The following is a 21,704-nucleotide window of genomic DNA, read 5'->3' on the forward strand; positions in this document are numbered from 1 at the left end:
GTAAAAATAAGGGCTGTAACGTTGGTTGTAAAAAAGGGCCGCGACGTGGTTCCGTCGCGACCCTTGGTTCGAGCGTTCGGTACAATTGCGTACCCGAACGCTCTCGATATGAGCCATGCGGCATCCGCTGCTGCGGTGGCATGGCTATGATGCTTCTAGCGCAAAATGCGGCTGCATCGCCGCTTGCGCCAGTGCGTTACCGCCCGCGACGAGAATCGCGGCGGTCACCTCTGCTCGGACCGCGTCCTGCGGAGTCCGAGCGGCCCGCACCAGCGCCACCGCGCCCAGCGGTGCGCTTGTCTGCGCTGCGGCCAGCCCAGCCGCTGCTGCGCTCTTCGCCGCGGCCTGCACCCCCGCGGCCTTGGCTTGCTGCACCGCGACTGCTGTCGCTGCTGCGCGCCGATCCGCGGCCTGCGCTGCGCTCGTCACCGCTACGGCCGCCACTGCGTCCACCTTCGCCGCCGCGTGAACCACGACCGCCACGTCCACCATCCCGGCGGTCATTACGTCCTGCACCGCGACGGGCACTGCCTGTCCCGGCAGTACGACCGACGCGCTCATCATTGCCCTCGCTTTTAATAACGCGGCGAGAAGCTCCCGTAGAAGCAACCGGGCCTTCGCTTGTCCATTGAATGCGGTTCAGCTTCTGATTCGTGCCTTCCTCGATTCGAGCAAGCTCCGGTCTGTCGTGCTGCGTTGCAAACGTCACAGCAAGACCCGTTCCACCTGCACGGCCTGTACGACCGATACGGTGAATATAACTTTCCGCATCATGCGGAATATCGTAGTTGAATACGTGGGTAACCCCTTCAACGTCCAGACCCCGTGCTGCAACATCGGTAGCAACAAGGATTTGCAGCTTCGCATCGCGGAATGCTTTCATGACATTTTCCCGCTTGGATTGGGACAAATCCCCGTGAAGCTCGTCGCTTTCATACCCTGCTTCGCGCAGATCTTCGTTCAGCTTCGAAGCCCGGCGCTTCGTCCGGCAGAATATAATCGCCAAATACGGGCGATACGTATCAATCATGCCACGAAGTGCATCAAACTTGCCGCGATCTGTACATTCCAGCACCTGCTGGCGAATCTGATGAATCGGAATCATGGACTTGGAGGAAACTTTCACGTCCTCCGGGTCTTTCATATAGTTTTTCGCCAGTACACGAATGCCTTTCGGCATCGTAGCCGAGAACAGCATCGTTTGACGCTTATGCGGCAGTTCGCGCAAAATCGTCTCTACATCATCCAGGAAACCCATGTGTAACATCTGATCTGCTTCATCCAGTACCAGCTTTTTCACATTATCGAGCTTCAATGTCCCGCGGCGCAGGTGATCCAGAAGGCGGCCTGGTGTTCCTACAACGATTTGAGTTCCATTTTGCAGCTTACGCAGCTGCTTCTCTACATCCTGTCCACCATACACGGCAAGCACATGCAGCTTGTCATCGTTCGCAGTCAGTTTCTTCGCTTCTTCCGTAATCTGCAAAGCCAGCTCACGCGTAGGCGCAATAATGAGTGCCTGCGGGGAGCGGTCCGAGACGTTAATTTTCTGAATAATCGGCAGCAAAAAAGCCAGCGTTTTTCCTGTGCCCGTCTGTGCCTCGGCAATAATATCACGTCCACCCAGCAGTACGGGAATCGAACGTTCCTGTACCGGAGTTGGCACAGCGATACCCTGATGTTTCAGCACCTCGCACCATTCCGGGCGAATTCCTAGTTGTTCAAAATTTGCCAATCGTTACACCTCTGTATATTCATTTAGATAAATCCATTTCATAGAAGACCCTACCCTTGGAAATGCATAGGCATCTCCGTCTGAACTTGATTGAGTCTATGTCATTGTTTGAGTCGGCATACGAACCTGCTATTAGCATCCGTGTGCCCGAGTTCTGCATCTGAACCTGATTCTCTACTCCAGTCACACCTGTAACTGCAGTACACATCTTGTAAGTCCAAACTAGTTTTCCTGAATTCAACTCTGATTATGAAATGAATTTTTAAAAAGCAATCATTCCATTGCTCTTCTTCTCCATACCCTGTAGTTTACACGTTCATCCAGTAAAACAAAAGCGAAACCGAGCTACCGCGCCAACTTGTAGCATGAACGTATCGTAAAAAAATCAAACATTTAGTAAAACAACGTGCCCATCAGGCAGCATTACTGAGTATTTTAGAGATAGATCAATAGCCCCGTTTAATATAACCTTGCTCCTTGTTTTACAGTTCGTTTAATTTATTTATTCCTTTTAAAAATCAGCTTAATAAAACATCTTGTTGAATCATTCCGTTACTCACCTACCCGCTACACTTAATAGCAACATTTTGGTAACCAACAGCCGGGTGCTCGCGTTTATTCTAATGTGCGGTATAACGTTATTACTTCTCAGGAAGAACAGGAGGTCAATATGCGATGAAAGCGAGAGGAATCCGAAGAACGATCATATGGGGGCTGTCTGGCATGTTGGTGTTAGCCATCATCACTTTGTTTTCGATTCTGAACAACGTTGGTTACGGCAACGTAAAGCAAATCATACGTTTAGAACGGAGCGGCCACTCCATGATTCAGATGGACAATCCCTCGCCGGGCAGGGAACGTTACCTTACCAAAGACCAGAATGATCCGCAGGAACGGCTAAAGTCAAGAATGCAGCGTGAAGGTTGGAAATATCAACAACAAGAAGGCTCCGGGTATTTTTTTATAAAAGAAGGCAAACAGGAAATTGTGACCACACGCAAATGGAATCATTTCTACATCCTTTATGATTTGAATGCTGGTATCGCTAACCTTGAAGACTAAAGCCAACCTGAGCGATTAGAAAAAGATCACGCCAATTTCTAACGATCACCACAAACCTTATTTGCTCGAAATACGCACTGTCAGAATTCTAACGATCACCAGGAAGCTTATTTCCTCAAAAATCACAGAAATCCCCCAAAAAAGGAGTGAAATCAGCTAAATAGCGTCTCTGGTGATCGTTAGAAATGCAAATGGCCCAAATACGCCTAAATAAGGCTTCTCATGATCGTTAGCGCTCAAGACTACAAAAAAAGCGGCTCCCCTCGCATAACCACAAGGAGACCGCTACGCATCAATACTTTGTAGCATTACCTATCAACCGTAGCCGTTTCAAGGCTTACCGTTACCTAACTATCGCTTAAACTCAGTCGCCTGCATTTGCAACCGAACTCTTATTACGACATAAGAATAATCCCTGAAACAATTACTTTACGCTCCGTGTCCGCCAGTACCTACACCTGACACATTGAATCCGCTGCGTTCCAGCAGTCGGGAACTTTCTTCATTCAACCCACGCAGATGCACGGTTTTGCCGAGCTTCGCGTATTTGAATTTCACTTTACCAATCGCCACAACTGCCGTGTTATCCCAGATATGCGAGCCGGCAAAGTCAATCATGATGTCCTGCGGGTCTGTTTCCGCATCGAATTCATCTACGAAATGGGACGAAGAACCAAAAAAGAACGGCCCGGACACACGATACACTTTCTGTCCTTGCTCCTCGCTAGCCTGTACACGAATTTTGGTCTGCTTCCAGCCAAAATGCAGCACGCTGAGCACGACACCGACCATTACACCAAGCGAAAGGTCATGCGTGTAAACAACGATCGCTACCGTCACCACCATAACGAAAGCTTCTGCGCGTGGTACACGTGCAATATTTTTTACAGAACTCCAGTCAAACGTACCAATACACACCATAAACATCACACCGACCAGCGCACCCATCGGGACTTGTTTCACCACACCACTCAGTAATAGTAGCAAAATGGCAAGGAACGCACCTGCCGTAAATGTGGACAGCCTTCCACGTCCGCCTGACTTCACATTAATCACCGACTGTCCGATCATCGCACAGCCACCCATGCCGCCGAACAATCCGTTTACAAAGTTGGCAATACCCTGACCACGCACCTCACGGTTTTTGCTACTTTTGGTCTCGGTCATCTCATCAACAATGGTCGCGGTCAATAAGGACTCCAGCAAACCAACGAGGGCCATTGTGAATGAATAAGGCAACAGGATCATCAGTGTATCCCATGTCCACGCAATATTCGGCAAATGGAACATCGGCAGTGTACTCGTCAGATTGCCCATTTCACCCACCGTTTTGACATCGAGATGAAAAATCGCCGTAATAATCGTCATAATAATAATCGCTACAAGCGGAGCTGGAGCTGCTTTGAAAAAACGCGGCAAAATATAGATGATAGCTAACGTTCCCGCCACCATCACATACATGATCCAGTTCGCTCCCGTAAAGTGGGTAAGTTGCGCCATAAAGATCAGAACCGCCAGTGCGTTCACAAATCCGGTTAACACCGAATGAGGCACAAACGTAATAAATCGCCCTACTTTAAATATGCCTAAAATAAACTGGATGATGCCTGTCAGAATGGTCGCCGCAAAAAGATACTCCACGCCATAATCCTTGACGAGTCCTACCATCAATACCGCCATAGCTCCTGTTGCTGCCGAGATCATGCCCGGTCTGCCACCTGCAATCGAAATGACGATAGCAATCGTAATCGATGCGTATAATCCCACCATCGGATCTACTCCTGCAATGATGGAGAACGCAATCGCTTCTGGAATCAGTGCCAGTGCTACTGTGATGCCTGCGAGCACATCTCCGCGGATATTGCCGAACCACTGTTGTTTTAACGTATTCATATGTTGTTGCTTTGCCTCCTAAGTTTGTTCCTCAAATTAACAATCTTTAACGATCTGCTGAACAAAAACGGAAGTCGTATACGTCCAATTTCTCACTTTGGGACTCACAAAAAAAGACAGTGGGAAGTCTGCAAACAACACAAAATAACGGATAAGTCCTCGCAGAAAATAACTACTATTATGCCTGACTCTTCGCCTGCTCATGGTAAATGCCCAAAAGCATACCGCGCCCTTAACCTGTCTATTGCTAGTCTACTTGTCCCTAAGTGCATGATGGTCTACTGCCTTAATCTAGACGTAAACACCGTTTCTAATCATCATGTCATTGCCGTTCCAGCATGTACTGACCGTTTCCGTTACTATTCAGCTGTCTTTCTTGCTTACGGCATCTCGTCTCACCATCTAATCTCAACTATACTTGCTGAATAGACAGAGCAATGCCTGTTGTTAGTTTTCCTCTCTCAGAAAAACCGGGGCCGTTAATCTACTGACCTATTATTATAGTTACAGACATACATATGTACGAACACTGTAATATCGCAAAAACAAGTACTTATCTCCTATTATCTTCAGCTTTCTAGATTTAACTCCCTTTATCTCTACTCATCAAAAAAACCGCAAAGACCTTTCATAAAAGGCCTTGCGGTCTACCTTTGGCATTTCCAGGGTACGGTGAGTTATTCCTATTTCCAGGCAATCGTTTTTTGGCGTTTGTTAACTTCATATGATAACTTCCGGCTTAGAACCTGCCCGATTTGAATATCGAGTACAATAGGAATGCCACCATGAGGATTGCCACGAGAAAACCAATCTCAATCACCGGAATATCCCACAGCATCGTGGATTGGTGACTAATCGAAGAACCGATAATAAGTCCCACCATGATGATACAGAAGGCCAGTAACACAATGCTGAATGATAAACGATTGCTGATCTGATCCAGCCTGCGCATGAGCAACTCTAATTCAGGTACGCTGATCTCCAGCCGCAGCTTGCCTTTGCTAATGATGGAGGAAAGCTGGCGCAATTGCCCGGGCAGCCCAATGACACTTTCGGCCATGTCTGCCGCACTGCGAAACAACCGATTTTTGATTCGACCTGGGCTAAAACGTTCCTTGAGCAGCTTCCGTCCAAACGGCTCCGCCATATCCACGATGCTCAAGGTAGGGTCGAGATGTTCAATGACCCCTTCCATCGTCAGCAAGGATTTGCCCATCAGCAGTATATCTGCGGGCATGACAACCCTGTGTTTCTGGGCAATGCCAAACAGATCATTTAACGCCTGTCCTACACTGATTTTGGAAAAAGGAATATCGTAATATTTCGTTCGAAGTTTGTCCAAGTCCACATGAAGCGCGCGCGCATCCATGTCATCCGGCATCATACCTAGCTTCTCAATTGCACGGATCATACTGTCGGTATCCTTACGCATTAGCCCGATAATGAGCGAGGCAAGCTGCTGCTTCATCTCGTCACTCAGACTGCCGACCATGCCGAAGTCGATGAAGGCGAGACGCCCATCCTTCAGCACCATCAGATTGCCCGGATGCGGGTCAGCATGAAAGAAACCTTGCATAAAAATCTGATTGAGCAGCGCATCCACCAGCCGCTCAGCAATATTGTTCAGATCATGACCACGCTTCACCAGTTCATCCCGGTTGTTCAGCTTGATGCCCTCAATATACTCCATGGTTAACACACGTGATGAGGTCTGATCCCAGTAGATTACCGGAATTTTCACTTTAGGGTCCTGCTGATATTGCTGTGCAATCTTCTCCGTATTGCGACCTTCCACCGTATAATCGAGCTCCGCCATCAGAGCCTGAGCATATTCTTCCACCATCTGCGGGATCTGATATTGCTTCACCCAATCCCAACGTTTCTCCGCCATCGCGGTCAGTTCACGCAAAATGTCCAGATCACGCTGCACAATCCGTGATATGCCGGGGCGCTGGATTTTGATCGCTACCGCCTCTCCGCTCTGAAGTTTGCCCAGATGCACCTGACCAATACTGGCTGCGGCCACCGGGGTATCCTCGAACCGGGAAAAGATCTCTTCCAGCGGTGTATCCAATTCCTGTTCCAAAATACCCCGTGCCGTCTCTGATGAGAACGGCGGAACCTGATCCTGCAATTTGACCAGTTCCCGAATAACCGATTCAGGTAAAAGATCTGCCCTTGTGCTTGCAAGTTGCCCCAGCTTCACAAAAGCCGGCCCCAGCTCCTGCAACACCAGCCTGATCCGTTCGCTTAACGTCTTGGTGGGTTGCGCTTCACGCGACATCCACCGTCTGGGCAGGGCCAGCAGCTGGAATAATCCCAGCTCCTCGACCATATAACCGAAGCCATGACGCACCAGCGCCATGGCAATCTCCCGGTATCTGCCGACATGTTTGATCCGCACAGCCATCTATTCGATCTCGTTTCCTTTGAGAGGAGGAGAATCTTCAACAACCGGAGCCGGGGATTCATCAAGTTGAAGCTGTGGTGTCTGATTCAGTTCGGCTAGCTTTTTTTCCAAAACCGCAACGCGCTGCTCCAGACTGGTCACGTCGCTTTCGGATGCCACGCCAGCTTCCTGAAGGACACGTTTGACCTGCTCCTGAATGACACGTTTCAGCTGGCCTTGCTCTTCTTCCCCGCGCTCCAACAGTCGTTCAACAAACGCTTTGGATTCTCCGGGCGCAAGCTTCCCGCGTTCCACCAGATCATCCACGGTTTTTTCAATCTTTTCTTTGCTGACTACCGTAAGACCAAGCCCTAACGAGAACGCCTTCTTGAACAAATCGCTCATCTTATTCATCCTCCTCTTTGGTTGTCTCTATATTACACCTCTTAAACCTCGACATGCAAAAAGGAAAGCTTTGTTATACGTACCGCGCTGCCCATTTACCTGCCTGCAAAACCAATCGACGATACATTTCGTTTGCAAAGGATGGAACAGAATGCCCAGGCATCAAATATACAATTCGGCCCAGTCCATATTTATGCGCCCATGCCGCCGGTTTAGGCCCTTCTTTGGACTGGTATTCCAGCAGAATTTTGGTCTCAGTAAATGAACCGAACTCGAACTCATACGGCTCTTCTTCCATTGTGAAACCGGAAACCCCCTCCGTCACGGGATGACTCTCCGCCGTAACTGTGAACTCCAATGGCGCATAAGGCGGGTGATGAAGAAATTTGGCTCCGATCATCTGTTTGATCTCATTTCGGTTCTGAAGCGAGATTCCATTATGTAAAATGACCAGCCCGCCCCCGTTACTCACATACGACAACAGACCTGCTGTCTGCTGTGGGGAGACTTTCCCTCTCCAATCGTCCATGTATGAGATACACACATCAAACCCTGAAATATTTTCATGGAGTAGCATATTGCGATTTTCACTGCATTGAACCGTGATCGTATCCTGAAAAATCCGGCTTATCTCCGCATCCACTCCTTGAAGCGGGTGCCAGTCCGGATGAGTATAATCCCCAATCAATAGTGCTTTTTTACGATGATCCATCATAATCATCTCCTTTCTAGTGATCTTGTTCCTTTAGTTTCGTCTGCACACTCCATATCCTATAAATTAACCACGCTTTGTATCATCGACTACCTGTGAATCTTCTAACTCACTTTCCTGCAAGGCATTTGCACAATTTAACATCAAGCACCTCTGTTATAAACGTTATGTTTTAGATGTGAGTGTTTATCTTCCATATCGGTTTTGAACAGGATATCTACAGACTCAGAATACTTCCTAGTATAGCCGTATTATGGTTTGCCAAATCCACATCATTCCGATCCATATTGGCTTCCCCAGTCTCCTTTTTCAAAAGATGCTCCGTCCCTAACACATTCAACATGTTTCACTAAAAACCTTTAATTGTACAGTCCAATCCCCAACTTCACGACCAAAGTCTCAGGAGGTTCAAAACAAACTCATGCCCTTACGCTCATTCCCGAAAGAGGGAGATTAGGCTGGTTCGACAAAACGAAAAATCAGTCCTCGTCCAAGCGGTTTATAGACACTTTCCAGGCCATATCCCTCCAATCCGGGCTCTATGCATCCATATTTGACAGTACTGACCTGCCACACATGGATGCGTTAAGCACGTTGTCCTGAACACTTCTGAACACGATCTTTACACACGGATGCTACACTTGAACTAAGCTTGTTGTTTGCGGTACAGTCGGCAATGCTCCACCCATCTCTGTGCGGCTCGCGGATCAGAACCGAGGTGCACGTGTGTGTACCCCGCCACGATACTGCCCGAAGCGTATCCCTCCTGTTTCGAACCACGCAGCCCCTTCGTTTCATACGCGTGTGGAATGGCTCCTTCTTCGCGGTACGTCATTGTAGAGTAATGGAATTCATGCCCTCGTAGCACTTCACCCTGTTTTAGCAAAAAAGAGTCCTGAACCGCACTCGCTTCCCGATATCCCAGTGCAGCTCGCTTCTTCTGCATCTGTACCTGCGCAGGAATAATTCCTGCCATGGTATACGTCTGCCCTTCACGATCTGTCAGCGTTTCGGCCAGAACCATATAGCCGCCGCACTCCGCGAACAGCGGCATCCGGGAACGTGCTGCTGCGCGTAGCCCTTCCAGAAAAAGCTCATTTCCGGCAATCACCGCCGCGAACTCCTCAGGAAAGCCACCGCCAAGATAAATACTGTCTGCCTCTGCCGGAATGCCTTCGCCGGCGAGTGGACTGAAATACTGCAGTCTTGCCCCCGCCGCTTCGAGCAGTTCCAGATTGTCTGGATAATAAAAGTTAAATGCCGCATCGCGAGCGACAGCAATAACAGGCTGGTACGTATCCGGTTTGCTGTGGATGTGGAGGGCCGTCGGTTGGGGTACATACTCGGCGTCGTTCACTCTGGCCGTGTGGGTAATGCTATGAATATCGGTAGCGTTAATCATATCGTTAGCATTGGTTTTGTCGCTAATGTGAGCCATTGCTGTATCACTAGATATATTCAATGTATCGCTAGTACGAGCAGTATAAGCCATATGAGCTGTGTTGCTCGGGATGGCATTGGTTGAGCCAGCTAGATTGGTGGAATGCACCGAGAGCGGGGGAGCGCTGGCTGCCAGTTGCAACAGAAGATCCAGATCCGTACCCTCTAGTAACACATCGGCTGCCCGTTGGAATAAAGGTTCCAATTCTCCACGCTCAATGGCAGGGACGAGTCCCAGATGTCTCTCGGGGATGGACATGTCTTCATCCCTTTTCAGCCAACCGACGACCGGAATGCCGCACATTTGCTCAATCGCTTTTTTCACAATCGTATAGTGCCCTGCACTTCCGCACCGATTCACAATCACACCAGCAATGTTTAATTCAGGCTCCAACTGCTGAAAGCCTAGAACGATGGCCGCCGCGCTGCGCGCCATACTACGTACATCCACAACCAAAATCACCGGTGTCTGTGTGATCATCGCAATTTCTGCGGTAGAACCGATATTACTGAGCGGATCTTTACCATCGTAGAGGCCCATCACCCCTTCAATGATGGAAATATCATGACCTGCGGAGGCCAACTGGAATGTCTCCTTCACATATGCTGGCGAAGTCATCCATGCGTCCAGATTACGTGAAGGTCTGCCCGTCACGGCTGTATGATAGGTTGGATCAATATAATCCGGACCGCATTTGAATCCCTGTACGCTCAATCCGCGCTGGGCAAGTGCCTTCATTAGACCGAGCGTTACAGTCGTTTTACCCGCCCCGCTCCCCGTACCTGCAATAATCAGCCGGGGTGTGGTTTTGTTGTCGGACGTCATTGGTACGGGGTTGTTATTGAACGTTGTTGGTGCCACTCCATTATTAGACGCCGTTAGTGTGACTCCATTATTAGATGTCATTGGTGTGACTACGTTATCAGATGCCGTTGGTGTGACTACGTTATTATTAGACTCAGTCGGTAAAATTTCATTTGTTGGTAAGGCTTCATTATTGGATGTGTTCTTTGTGTTCTTTGTGTTCTTTGCGTTCTTTGCGTTCTTTGTGTTCTTTGCGTTCATCGTTCATCCCGCCTTTGCTCTACATATAACAAATAGACCATCCCATATCGGTTTCAACGGCTGGGACGGTCATGGTCAAGAGGTGATAGCAACTACTTCTTATGTGTCAACGCATCGAGGTAAACGGTAGCTATGATCTGCTCGGATAGACTTTGTAATCTCGGCAGAACGGCAGAAGTGACTCCGATTCTACAACTGATGCGGCCGATACAACCTGATGTAGCCCATAGCAACTCAAAGTACCCAACTGCCAGCTCTTCCTTTGTTGCCCCATCTCTAACGATCACCAGAGACCTTATTTCGCGAAAAAAGCACACTTTCAAATTCTAACGATCCTGAGGAACGTTATTTGGGGGAAATAGCTCGAATTCTAGCCATTTTGTTTGAAAAACGCTTAAATAACGTCTGTGGTGATCGTTAGAATTTAGAGTTATCTATTTTGGGGTAAATAGCGTCATCTGAGATCGTTAGAGCTGCCACGTTGATTGTTTTGGAGAAAAGTTTGTTGCTCGTTGGTAGTTGCTCGTTACTCACTGCTAATTCTGGTGATACATAATGTTATTCACATAAAAACATGTCACAGTTCGGGACTACTAACCTCCCCAAAATACATTGGTGCTTATCGGTGACGCACACGATCAAAAACATGCTCGTGCTTATTGGTGACGCAAACGATCTAAAGGCACGTTAATGCTAGTTTTTCAGATGAAATGCTTGTCGGTCACACGAAATGCTGGTTGACCAGACGAAATGCTTGTCCGTCAAACGCAATGCTGGCTGGTCAAACGAAACGCTGGTTGACCCCACAAAATGCATCTCAATCACATTGACTGGACTTAATCAAATGCTACCCGTGCGACAGAGATCGTCAGGTTGCCGCTTTTTTTCTTTTCCAGCAACCAATGGTCAGCTCCCGAAGACAGCAGTGCCGCCGGTTCACTTACGCCATAGGCTCCGGTGTATTTAAATACCGTCTCGGACGGATTGGCAAGTTGCACCGTATTCAGTTCCTCTGGAGTGTAAGTGACGAGTTCCCAGCCGTACTTAGCGCATAGAGCCAGCAGGCCTTCCTCATCTTTTTTCAGATCAATCGTAGCCACGTTGCGCACGCTCTTCACGGACAGGGACAGCTCTTCCAGCGTGGCAAGCACTTCCTGCTCCAACTCCTCCATCGCCGTTCCGCGATTGCAGCCCATGCCGAGCACGAGACTTTTGGGACGATACAACACACCATTCGTTAGAAAACGTTCCTCTTCAGCCGCCGAAAGCAGACGGTCACTGACCACCAGTGCAGCGTTAAACGTAAACGATTCCGTCTCCTGCATACTGCCAAAGACCTGAATGTGATCCGGTACAGGTTTGTTATACCGCCACCAGTTGCGTTCGCCTGTCTCTTGAATCAGTGCCACCGGCTCTTCGTTAACCACCGCCGCACTTACCGGGGTTGCTTTATCAAAGCTGTCCACGATCCAGCCCAGTTCACGACCAAACATATCCACCGGAATCGTGCCCTGCACATCCGAAGCTGTCGTAATGACTGCACGTGCACCAAGCACTTCCGCCACTTGACGCGTGAGTTCATTGGCACCGCCAAGATGACCGGACAGCACGCTAATGACGTTCTCGCCACGGTCATCGATGACCAGCACGGCAGGGTCTACTTTTTTGTCCACCAGCAGCGGAGCAATCATGCGGACGACGGCACCCAGCGAGATAAACAGAATGATGCCGTTATAACGTTTGAACAGGTCTGGCAGAATCAGCTTCACCGAACCTTCAAACAGGGTATATCCAAGTTGTTCCTCGTCGCCACGGGCAAATTTGCTCATATAATAGACGTCTGTGCCCTGAAACTGTCCTTCGAGGTTACGCACCATCTCCACGCCGTGCTTCGTAATGGCTACAGCAGCAAACGGATTACTCACCGGACTTCACTCCCTTGCGATAACCGTGGGTGAAGGATTTGTCGTACAGTTTGGAACGATGAGCATCCCGGTTCACCAGATCAGGATCAAGCGCCCAGCCTGCCAGAATCATCGCATGCATCGTAATGCCTGCGGCACGCAGATCCGCAGCCAGGTTGGCCAGCGTGGTACGCACAATTTTCTGATCCGGCCATGTTGCGCGTTGCACTACCGCGACCGGTGTATCTTCGCTCCAGCCTGCGGCAAGGAATTCGACCACGACTTTTTTTGCCAGTGTTGCACTCAGGAAGAGCGCCACTGTACAGTGATGGGATGCCAGATCGCGCAGCTTCTCCCGTTCAGGCACAGGGGTACGTCCTTCCGCACGCGTCAGGATGACGGTCTGCGTCAGTTCCGGCACAGTCAGCTCCGCTCCCAGCGCCGCTGCCGAAGCAAATACCGAGCTAACGCCCGGAATAATCTCGTACTCCACGCCCTGTTGTTTCAATAAAACCATCTGTTCCAAAATGGCACCATACATTGCTGGATCACCCGTATGTACACGTGCTACGCTACGTCCTGCACGAACCGCTGTGCACATCAGTTCGACCTGCTGTTCCAAATCCATGCCGGAGCTTTGCAGCACCTCAGCTTCGGATTTGGCAGTCGCAATCAGTTCATCATTCACGAGGGAATCCGTGTACAGAACGAGGTCGGCATTTTTCAAAATATTCGAACCTTTTACCGTAATCAGCTCGGGATCTCCAGGGCCTGCACCAACGATGTACACTTTCGCTTCCAATGTTTTCATTATTTGCTCACCACCATCAGGCTCAAATATTCCAGCTCCTGCCCTTTCAGTTCACGGGCGTCACGCCAGACCAATTCATAAGGAGAAGTGACTTTGGTGACCACCGAGGCTTTGCCGCCAAGTCCCATCTCGTCCAGCAGCTCCAGCATCGGGTCCAGCACCTTTGCCACCTTAATAAACACAATCGTATCGTGATGCTCAATCGCCTGCCGCATCGCTTCTTTATCCGCTGTAGCCGGAATAATGCCAACCTGCTCATCTCCATCTGCCAGATGGATATCCAGCGCTGCCGCCGCACCAAGCACGGAGGATATGCCCGGAATCGAGCTAATCGGCACTTCAGGATGCAGTTCGCGCATCAGACGTGCAAGGTGGATAAATGTACTGTATAAGTTCGGATCACCTTCCGTCACAAATGCTACATCTTTGCCTTGCTTTAGCGCCTCCCAACACGCTTCCACGGTTTTGCCCCACTCCCGCTCCAGCACAACCGGGTCTTTGGTCATCGGAAAGATCAGCCCCAGCATCTCTTTCTCCTCTGGATTCACATATAATTCAACAATTTCGTGGGCGTAGGATTTACCGCCTTTGCGTTTCTTCGGATAGGCGACCACCGGGCATTCGCGAATCATCCGGTATGCTTTGACCGTAATCAGCTCCGGGTCTCCCGGTCCGACACCGACGCCATACAATGTGCCAACCGTCTTGCCCTCCGATGGTGCAGTTGCGGGTAGTTCTGACAACGCAGACGCATCTGCGGAGGGCTTGTTTGCAGTCACGTTCTGAGTTGTGCCGACTCCGACTCCAGCTCCTGCCACGCTCACCGTTTCGCTTGCTGCTCCTCCTGTTGTGAGACCTTCTGGATTCATTCCAGTGATGCCTGCTGCACTGCTCGCAGTTTCGCTTGTGGCCGCAGTGCCTTGTGCTGCTAAGCTACCTGATGTGTCTCTGGTGACGCTTCCTGTTGTTGTGTTAATGCTGTTCTCCCCCTTTGGTTCCTTGCCGAAAAACTATTCCGCTCCGTTCGCTGTTTCGGCTTCCGCTTCTGCTCCTGCTATAAATTGGCCTGTAATGACATAGATCGGATTCAGTCCGTCAAAACGGGTCATGTTCAGGATCGGCTTGCTCCGCGCCGTCTGTAGCAAAGTCACGGAGGCATCCATGCCTGCATCGCGCATCGCCTTCATGCTATCATGCAGCGTTTCGATGGTCGCTGCATTCACCACGATGCGTCCCTCGGGGCGCAGCCGGGACGCACACAAGGCGATCAGCTGCGCGAGTTCGCCGCCGCTGCCGCCAATGAACACCGCATCGGGACCCGGCAGTTCGTCCAGCCCCGCTGGCGCTTTGGCATGAAGGACGGTAAAATCCGTCCGGAATTTGATCCGGTTGGCCTCGATGTTCACGAGGTCACCTTCGTTCTTTTCGATGGCGAAGACCTGGCCTCGCGGCGCCAGCCGCGTGCACTCCACCGCCACCGATCCGGAACCTGCGCCGATATCCCACACGATGCTGTCCTCGCCCAGTTTCAGCTCAGATAAGCTGAACGCGCGGACTTCACGTTTGGTGATGAGGCCCTTCTCGGGTTTGCGCTGATGGAATTCTTCATCTGCAAACCCGAAGCCTTTGCGCGGCGCCGGTGCATCCTTGCGGCGCAACAAAATGACGACGTTCAGCGGGCTGCACTCAGCCGCTGCCAGCTCGTCCAGGGTGTAGTGGCGGGCACGCTCGTCTGCCGCGCCCAGGTTTTCCGCAACGTAGGCATCGTACTCCGTCATGCCGAATTGTTGCAGATACGCCCCGATCGCAGCGGGGCTGTTATGCTCGTCCGTGAGCAGCGCCACTTTGGCTTTGCCATCGATGCGCTGGGCGAGGCCTTTGAGCGGGCGACCGTGCACGCTTTCGAGCACGGCGTCGTGCCAGCTCTCGCCAAGCCTCGCGAATGCCAGCTGCAGCGAGCTGAGATTAGGCCGGATGTCCAGTTGATCCGGGCCGAGTTTGCGCGCGAAATACCCGGCGATGCCGTAAAACAGCGGGTCTCCCGAGGCGAGCACAACGATGTTGTGCGAGTCCTGCAACGCTTTTATTTTCGCAACGAGGTCATTCAAACTGCTCTTGATCATGATCTTCTCTCCCGCAAACGCCGGGAAAAATTGTAACAGACGTTCGCCGCCTACCAGCACATCTGCCTCCTGAATGAGATGGAGACTGTCTGCCGTCAGCCCCGCTGCTCCTTCTTCCCCCACGCCAATAATGCGGATGTTACGATTCTTTGCTCCAGTTGTTGTGTTCGAGTTCACTGATTTCCGCCCTCCCCAGTTCCATTCCTTTCATGGTGACCAGCACCACTTCCACCGTTACGCCGCCGCCCGCATGTTCGAGACAGTGCTGGCAGGCGTACAGGCATAACTTTTCAAAATAAGGCAAATATCCTGCTTCGGTCATCATATCCGCCACCTGAGTCGCCGTGTTGGCTTCCTCGATCGCTTGCGCCAGTTCATCCCCAGCCCCCGTCTCGCGAGCCACGGACGCAAGAAATCCAAAATCCACCGGCGCACTTTTGGAGTGCACCATCATGACCCCTTGAGCCACTTTGGCGAATTTACCCGGCATCCCGACCAGACTGATGCGTTTCATGCCCAGCCGTTTCCCGTGTTTGATCGCAAAGCCTACAAAGTCACCCATCTGAATAAAGGCTTCCTCCGGCAGTTCGGGCATCATTTTCATGGCATACTTCTCACTACTGCCGCCTGTTGTCAGCACAATGTGCTCGCAACCGGAAGCCTGCGCAACGGAAATCGCCTGCACCACACTGGCTTTGTACGCCGAAGTAGAGAACGGAACGACCACGCCGCGTGTGCCCAAAATGGAGATACCGCCAAGAATGCCAAGCCGCGCATTGAGCGTTTTCTTCGCGATCTCCTCGCCGTCCGGCACGCTGATGACCACTCGTACCCCTCTGGCGGTGCCATGTTCCGCAAGCACCTGAGTCACCGCTTCGGTAATCATGCGGCGCGGCACGGGATTAATGGCCGCTTCCCCAACAGGCACGGGCAATCCTGGCTTCGTAACACGCCCCACACCAATGCCGCCATCCAGCTCTACCCCCGGCTCGTCCCGCCAAGACACATGCGCAATGATTTTCGCCAAATGTGTGGCGTCCGGGTCATCCCCGGCATCCTTGATCGTGGCACAGGTTGCTGTACCATCCGTCATCAGCTCCTGCTCGATCAGCTCGAACGAGTGGTCAAAGCCGGCGGGCAAGGAAACCACGGCTTGCGCAGGAATATGACCCGTTAACAGGAGCTGCGTCGCTCCTTTGGCAACGGCTGTCGCACACGCACCGGTCGTAAAGCCGGAACGCATCGGTTTATCCGGGTCCGGTGCTTCTCCGCTTTTCATGCGTTTCTTTTCCATGGCTTTGAACCTCCCGTCCTTCTAATTGCTCGCTAGTTGGTGTGATTATGTTTACTGTTGGTTGATGTTTACTGTCGCTTATTGCTGGTTGCTGTTTGCTTTTTAGTCTTGTATGAATTGTTAGTTAATCGATTATTAGTTAATCGATTTTTAGTCGTACTCAACAACTGAGACGCTAATAAATGTACACTAACCATTGTTGATCGTTAGAGGTTACTAGACGTTGCTCGACTAGACTTACACTCACTGGCGATCGCACCTAACCATCTCATTTTACTTAACACCCACTTCACTCACGGCTAAGCTCTAACGATCACAGATAACGTTATTTGGACTAATTTGCCCTCGCTGGGATTCTAACGATCTCAGGAGACGCTATTGCTCCAAAAAGATGGCATTCTAGCCATTTTCGAATGGTTTTCAGTGAAATAGCGTTCCTCAGGATCGTTAGAATTTCAAGGGGCTGATTTTACGCAAAATAAGCTTCCTGGTGATCGTTAGAAGTTGCTGAAGCGGAATCCCAATCTCTGGTGGCTTGCATGCTAACCATCTCATTTACTTAACGCCCACTTCACTCACGACTAAGCGCTAACGATCACAGATAACGTTATTTGGACTAATTTGCCCTCGCTGGAATTCTAACGATCTCAGGAGACGCTATTTCTCCAAAAAGATGGCATTTTAGCCATTTTCGAATGGTTTTCAGTGAAATAGCGTTCCTCTGGATCGTTAGAATTTCAAGAGGCTGATTTTACGCAAAATAAGCTTCCTGGTGATCGTTAGAAATTGCTGAAGCGGAATCCCAATCTCTGGTGGCTTGCATGCTAACCATCTCATTCACTTAACTCCCACTACACTTACGGCTAAGCGCTAACGATCACAGATAACGTTATTTGGACTAATTTGCCCTCGCTGGGATTCTAACGATCTCAGGAGACGCTATTGCTCCAAAAAGATGGCATTTTAGCCATTTTCGAATGGTTTTCAGTGAAATAGCGTTCCTCAGGATCGTTAGAATTTCAAGAGGCTGATTTTACGCAAAATAAGGTCGCTGGTGATCGTTAGAAGTTGCTGAAGCGGAATTCCAATCTCTGGTGGCTTGCATGCTAAGCATCTCATTCACTTAACACCCACTTTACTCACGGCTAAGCTCTAACGATCACAGATAACGTTATTTGGACTAATTTGCCCTCGCTGGGATTCTAACGATCTCAGGAGACGCTATTTCTCCAAAAAGATGGCATTTTAGCCATTTTCGAATGGTTTTCAGTGAAATAGCGTTCCTCAGGATCGTTAGAATTTCAAAAAAGGGATTTTACACAAAATAAGCTTCCTGGTGATCGTTAGAAATTGCTGAAGAGGAATTCCAATCTCTGGTGGCTTGCATGCTAAGCATCTCATTCACATAACACCCACTTCACTCACGGCTAAGCTCTAACGATCACAGATAACGTTATTTGGACCAATTTGCCCTCGCTGGGATTCTAACGATCTCAGGAGACGCTATTTCTCCAAAAAGATGGCATTTTAGCCATTTTCGAATGATTTTCAGTGAAATAGCGTTCCTCAGGATCGTTAGAATTTCAAAAGAGGGATTTTACGCAAAATAAGCTTCCTGGTGATCGTTAGAAATTGCTGGACTTTAACAGATTCGGACATAGTCCTCAGTGAAGACTCTTCCAGTTCTTATTAGGACGCAGCACGGCCTTGGTTAAGCAGACTTAATCAGATCAGTTAGATTTCGTTTGACCTCACTGGTCGAGCGAGGCAAATCGCCTTAGTACTCCCGCCGCTCTATGCCTTTACAGCCATCAACGAGATTGCGTTAAGTGCTGCCACGACGATTGTGCTGCCGCCTTTGCGACCGATGTTAGTGATAAAAGGAATGTCCAGCTTGCGCAGCTCGTCCTTCGACTCGGCAGCGGATACAAAACCTACCGGCATGCCGATAATGAGCCCTGGCTTAGCCTGACCCTCTTTTACAAGACGAATCAGCTCAAGCAGCGCGGTGGGCGCATTACCAATGGCGTAGATTCCGCCTTCATACATTTGGGTTGCTTTGCGCGTTGAGATGATGGCACGAGTGGTGTTGAGACGTTTCGCCTCCTCCATCACATCTGGGTCGGAAATATGTACATGCACATCGCCACCAAAACCGCGAATACGATCCTTGCTCACACCCGCCTGAATCATCTGCACATCGGCAATGACTGACTGACCTGCACGTAGCGCCGCAATTCCTGCCTGGATCGCATCCGGGTGAAACACCATACTGCGGCCCAGTTCAAAATCAGCCGAAGCGTGAATGACACGCTGCACAACCGGATATTGCTCATCGGTAAACGGGTGCTCACCCAGTTCCTCCGTAATCATCTCAAAGCTCTTACCTTCAATTTCCTGAGGTTGCACGGTCAGCGGTTTAAACTCTGTTTTAAAATCCACCCGAATCACTCCATTCTTCTTTCGATATTTACAATCAAGCCGTTCAAAGTTGCACTATTCAAATTAAGCCTATCGGGCAGATTACTGCCCCAAAATCCCTTTCAGCTCGTCCAGTACACCATCAAAATGATCAAATACGGTTCCAAACTCCGCCTCTGGACGTGAGATCAGCACAACATGAATGCCCAGCTCCAGTGCAGACTGGATTTTCTCGTCCACGGCTCCGGTTTTACCGCTTTCCTTGGTGACCATCACCGTTGTTGCATAGTGCTTGTAAAGTGCCTCATTCATTTCTCTCGAAAAAGGCCCCTGCATCGCAATAATATTGCGTTGCTCTACGCCCAGCTCACCGCATTTCTCCATATTGTCGAGACGGGGGAGCATGCGTGCAACAAGTCTTATATCCGGATCACCGAGCAGGTGCTTGGTGAAGATCTGTAAGGTTTTGCTGCCTGTCGTCAGCATGACGGAGCCTTTCAGCTCTTTGGCCTTGAGTGCTGCTTCATCATAAGATGACAAGACATGCAATAGTTCATGGTCATCATAAGCAAGCCCGGTTCGTTCGTAACGAATGTATGGGATGCCCGCTTGTTTCGCGGCTTCCATGGCATTCGCATGGGCTTCTTCGGCAAAAGGATGGCTTGCATCCACAAGGACAGGGGTATTTTTTTCACGAATCAGCTGCACCATTGCCTCTATTGTCAATCGCCCTGTCCGCACAGGTAAACCGGCTTCGGTCAGACTTTGGGCTGCACTTTCGGTCACAACGGAGGTCAGCACTTCATGGCCTTGCTGCTGGATCCGAACCGCTAGTTCGCGTGCATCACTTGTACCACACAACATGAAAATCATGAACGCTTCACCTGCTCGGAAGTTGCTGCCACCTGTGCTTGAGCGGAGGATGCGTGTTGTTGTACATTTTCTGTTATCCCTGCTTGGTCATGCTTCTGGCTGTTCTGGTTTCCTACATGTTCGTGATGCGAATGATGCAATTCTTCATCATGGTCATGATGGAAATCAAGCGTAGCTTCATGGTCGACAACAGTATGCTTGGAGTGGTCGTGACTATGATCATGGTCGTGATGTGTATGCTCATCATGACTGTGGACATGTTGATCTGCGTGATGATGATCGTGTCCATGACTGTGACTATGATCATCATGGTGATGGTCATGAAGATGATTACTGCTGTGGTCATGATGATGGTGATCGTGACTGTGGTCATGGTCATGGTGGTGGTGATGGTCGTCGTGATCATGATCGTGGTCGTGATGGTGATGATGGTGTTTGGCCGCTTCAAGTCGGAATTGGCAGTTGTCACAGTTGGCTGTCACACGACCGTATAATCCCTCGTGAGCACGTTCCAGTACCAGTTCTACGAGCTTCGGATGGAAGCCAAAATAACCACCGATTTCGACTTGAATGTCGGGATGTGCGGCTGCAAATTCAGCCGTCATCTCATCAATGCGTTTAATCAGCACTCCGGTAAAGAGGAAATACGGCATGATGATAATTTTTTTCGCACCAAGCAAGAGACAACGTTCCAATCCATCCGGGAAAGAAGGCTGGGTTACGCCGATAAAGCTGCTTTCTGCCCATCTGTACGGCAACTTCTCCCACAGCATACGGGTCATTTTGAAAAAGTCACTGTTGGCATCCGGGTCACTGCTTCCCCGTCCCAGTACAAGCACGGCTGTCTCCTCATCCGTTACAGTCACCGTAGCAGGCGGAGCGGCCACTGCAACTGCTGTATCTGTTCCACCTTCGATTTCAGATGCAATCCGCACAGGCTGTGCTTCTTGCAGACGGGTTTGCATGATTTGCACGACTTTTTCATGCACACCAATTGGACGGCCATATATAAACTGCACCTGCGGATAACGCGCTTTGGCACGGTCAATGGCATTCGGAATATCAATCTTGGCATGACCCGCAGCAAATAAAATAATCGGTACGAGTACGACTCGTGTCGCGCCTCGATCTACACAAGCAGTAACCCCATCCGCAATACTTGGTCTGGTTAATTCCAGAAAACAGGTTTCCACCAGTGTGTTCTCCGGTGCTTGCTCAGCGACCTCACGTGCAAACTCCTTTAACTCGCGGTTCCCCTCGGGATCACGGCTCCCGTGTCCCACCAACAAAATTGCATCCATCTTCGTATTTCCTCCTCTGTCCGATCCGCAGATCGGATTTCTCATATTCGTAAGGCTCCCCACTCGGTTCCAAGGAAGAAAAGTTTAATCTATATCTAATGCTGTAATGAGTCCCGCTTTGAATGTTAATATCTATCACAATCAGCTGGGCTTCAGCCGAGTTGTTTTACATGTTCTACCGCAGTTATGACTGCCGCGTCATCATTTTTGGCTCAAAAATATATCATTGCCTTATTCTCATTCTCATTGATTCGATGACTGCAACATCATGTTGT

General features: G+C 49.9%; 17 protein-coding genes. 2 read left to right on the plus strand and 15 right to left on the minus strand.

Annotation, left to right across the window (positions count from 1 at the left end; genetic code table 11):
- Positions 1 to 196: 196 nt before the first annotated feature.
- Positions 197 to 1,735, minus strand: a complete 1,539-nt coding sequence (locus AC1VYS_RS26485; protein WP_482912103.1) for a DEAD/DEAH box helicase — start codon at positions 1,733 to 1,735, stop codon at positions 197 to 199.
- 675 nt (positions 1,736 to 2,410) lie between these two features.
- Between AC1VYS_RS26485 and AC1VYS_RS26490 the strand changes: the two genes are divergently transcribed.
- Positions 2,411 to 2,797, plus strand: coding sequence for a hypothetical protein (locus AC1VYS_RS26490; RefSeq protein ID WP_482912104.1), 387 nt, complete (start codon positions 2,411 to 2,413; stop codon positions 2,795 to 2,797).
- Between the two features lie 429 nt (positions 2,798 to 3,226).
- On the opposite strand, the gene AC1VYS_RS26495 is transcribed toward AC1VYS_RS26490, so the two are convergent.
- The 6 genes from AC1VYS_RS26495 to AC1VYS_RS26520 all read right to left on the minus strand — a co-directional run bounded on the left by AC1VYS_RS26495 (position 3,227) and on the right by AC1VYS_RS26520 (position 10,462).
- The gene (locus tag AC1VYS_RS26495; protein ID WP_482912105.1) at positions 3,227 to 4,690 is read right to left on the minus strand and encodes a SulP family inorganic anion transporter; all 1,464 of its coding nucleotides are present in this window, start codon (positions 4,688 to 4,690) and stop codon (positions 3,227 to 3,229) included.
- 739 nt (positions 4,691 to 5,429) lie between these two features.
- Positions 5,430 to 7,100, minus strand: a complete 1,671-nt coding sequence (locus tag AC1VYS_RS26500; RefSeq protein ID WP_482912106.1) for an ABC1 kinase family protein — start codon at positions 7,098 to 7,100, stop codon at positions 5,430 to 5,432.
- The gene (locus tag AC1VYS_RS26505; RefSeq protein WP_482912107.1) at positions 7,101 to 7,484 is read right to left on the minus strand and encodes a phasin family protein; all 384 of its coding nucleotides are present in this window, start codon (positions 7,482 to 7,484) and stop codon (positions 7,101 to 7,103) included.
- Positions 7,485 to 7,557: 73 nt separating this feature from the next.
- Positions 7,558 to 8,196 carry a ThuA domain-containing protein gene (locus tag AC1VYS_RS26510; RefSeq protein ID WP_482912108.1) on the minus strand — a complete coding sequence of 213 codons (639 nt, stop codon included), beginning with the start codon at positions 8,194 to 8,196 and terminating at the stop codon, positions 7,558 to 7,560.
- A gap of 217 nt (positions 8,197 to 8,413) precedes the next feature.
- Positions 8,414 to 8,539, minus strand: a complete 126-nt coding sequence (locus AC1VYS_RS26515; RefSeq protein ID WP_482912109.1) for a hypothetical protein — start codon at positions 8,537 to 8,539, stop codon at positions 8,414 to 8,416.
- Between the two features lie 303 nt (positions 8,540 to 8,842).
- Positions 8,843 to 10,462: a cobyrinic acid a,c-diamide synthase CobB gene (locus tag AC1VYS_RS26520; RefSeq protein WP_482912110.1), complete on the minus strand. Its 1,620-nt coding sequence runs from the start codon at positions 10,460 to 10,462 to the stop codon at positions 8,843 to 8,845.
- Between AC1VYS_RS26520 and AC1VYS_RS26525 the strand changes: the two genes are divergently transcribed.
- Positions 10,449 to 10,832 (plus strand): hypothetical protein, encoded by a 384-nt coding sequence (locus AC1VYS_RS26525; RefSeq protein ID WP_482912111.1) that lies wholly within the window; start codon positions 10,449 to 10,451, stop codon positions 10,830 to 10,832. The two genes, AC1VYS_RS26520 and AC1VYS_RS26525, sit on opposite strands and share 14 nt — an antisense overlap.
- 706 nt (positions 10,833 to 11,538) lie before the next feature.
- Here the strand turns inward: AC1VYS_RS26525 and AC1VYS_RS26530 are convergent.
- From AC1VYS_RS26530 to AC1VYS_RS26565, 8 genes are all read right to left on the minus strand, one after another.
- Complete coding sequence (locus tag AC1VYS_RS26530) at positions 11,539 to 12,627, minus strand: cobalt-precorrin 5A hydrolase (RefSeq protein WP_482912112.1); 1,089 nt, start codon at positions 12,625 to 12,627, stop codon at positions 11,539 to 11,541.
- Complete coding sequence (gene cobM / locus AC1VYS_RS26535) at positions 12,620 to 13,417, minus strand: precorrin-4 C(11)-methyltransferase (RefSeq protein WP_482912113.1); 798 nt, start codon at positions 13,415 to 13,417, stop codon at positions 12,620 to 12,622. The genes AC1VYS_RS26530 and cobM overlap by 8 nt, the downstream gene beginning before the upstream one ends.
- The gene (gene cobI / locus AC1VYS_RS26540; protein WP_482912114.1) at positions 13,417 to 14,286 is read right to left on the minus strand and encodes a precorrin-2 C(20)-methyltransferase; all 870 of its coding nucleotides are present in this window, start codon (positions 14,284 to 14,286) and stop codon (positions 13,417 to 13,419) included. The genes cobM and cobI overlap by 1 nt, the downstream gene beginning before the upstream one ends.
- 141 nt (positions 14,287 to 14,427) lie before the next feature.
- Positions 14,428 to 15,717 carry a precorrin-6y C5,15-methyltransferase (decarboxylating) subunit CbiE gene (cbiE, locus tag AC1VYS_RS26545; RefSeq protein ID WP_482912115.1) on the minus strand — a complete coding sequence of 430 codons (1,290 nt, stop codon included), beginning with the start codon at positions 15,715 to 15,717 and terminating at the stop codon, positions 14,428 to 14,430.
- The gene (locus AC1VYS_RS26550) at positions 15,680 to 16,834 is read right to left on the minus strand and encodes a cobalt-precorrin-5B (C(1))-methyltransferase (protein ID WP_482912116.1); all 1,155 of its coding nucleotides are present in this window, start codon (positions 16,832 to 16,834) and stop codon (positions 15,680 to 15,682) included. The genes cbiE and AC1VYS_RS26550 overlap by 38 nt, the downstream gene beginning before the upstream one ends.
- A gap of 1,794 nt (positions 16,835 to 18,628) precedes the next feature.
- A complete protein-coding gene (locus AC1VYS_RS26555) occupies positions 18,629 to 19,276 on the minus strand; it encodes a precorrin-8X methylmutase (RefSeq protein ID WP_482912117.1) in 648 nt (215 codons plus the stop codon).
- An 81-nt stretch (positions 19,277 to 19,357) separates the two neighbouring features.
- On the minus strand, positions 19,358 to 20,128 hold the full coding sequence (gene cobK / locus AC1VYS_RS26560) for a precorrin-6A reductase (RefSeq protein WP_482912118.1): 771 nt from the start codon (positions 20,126 to 20,128) through the stop codon (positions 19,358 to 19,360).
- Positions 20,125 to 21,429, minus strand: a complete 1,305-nt coding sequence (locus AC1VYS_RS26565) for a sirohydrochlorin chelatase (RefSeq protein ID WP_482912119.1) — start codon at positions 21,427 to 21,429, stop codon at positions 20,125 to 20,127. Before AC1VYS_RS26565 ends, cobK begins: the two co-directional genes overlap by 4 nt.
- Positions 21,430 to 21,704 lie beyond the last annotated feature (275 nt).

Source organism: Paenibacillus sp. G34, from assembly GCF_056856875.1.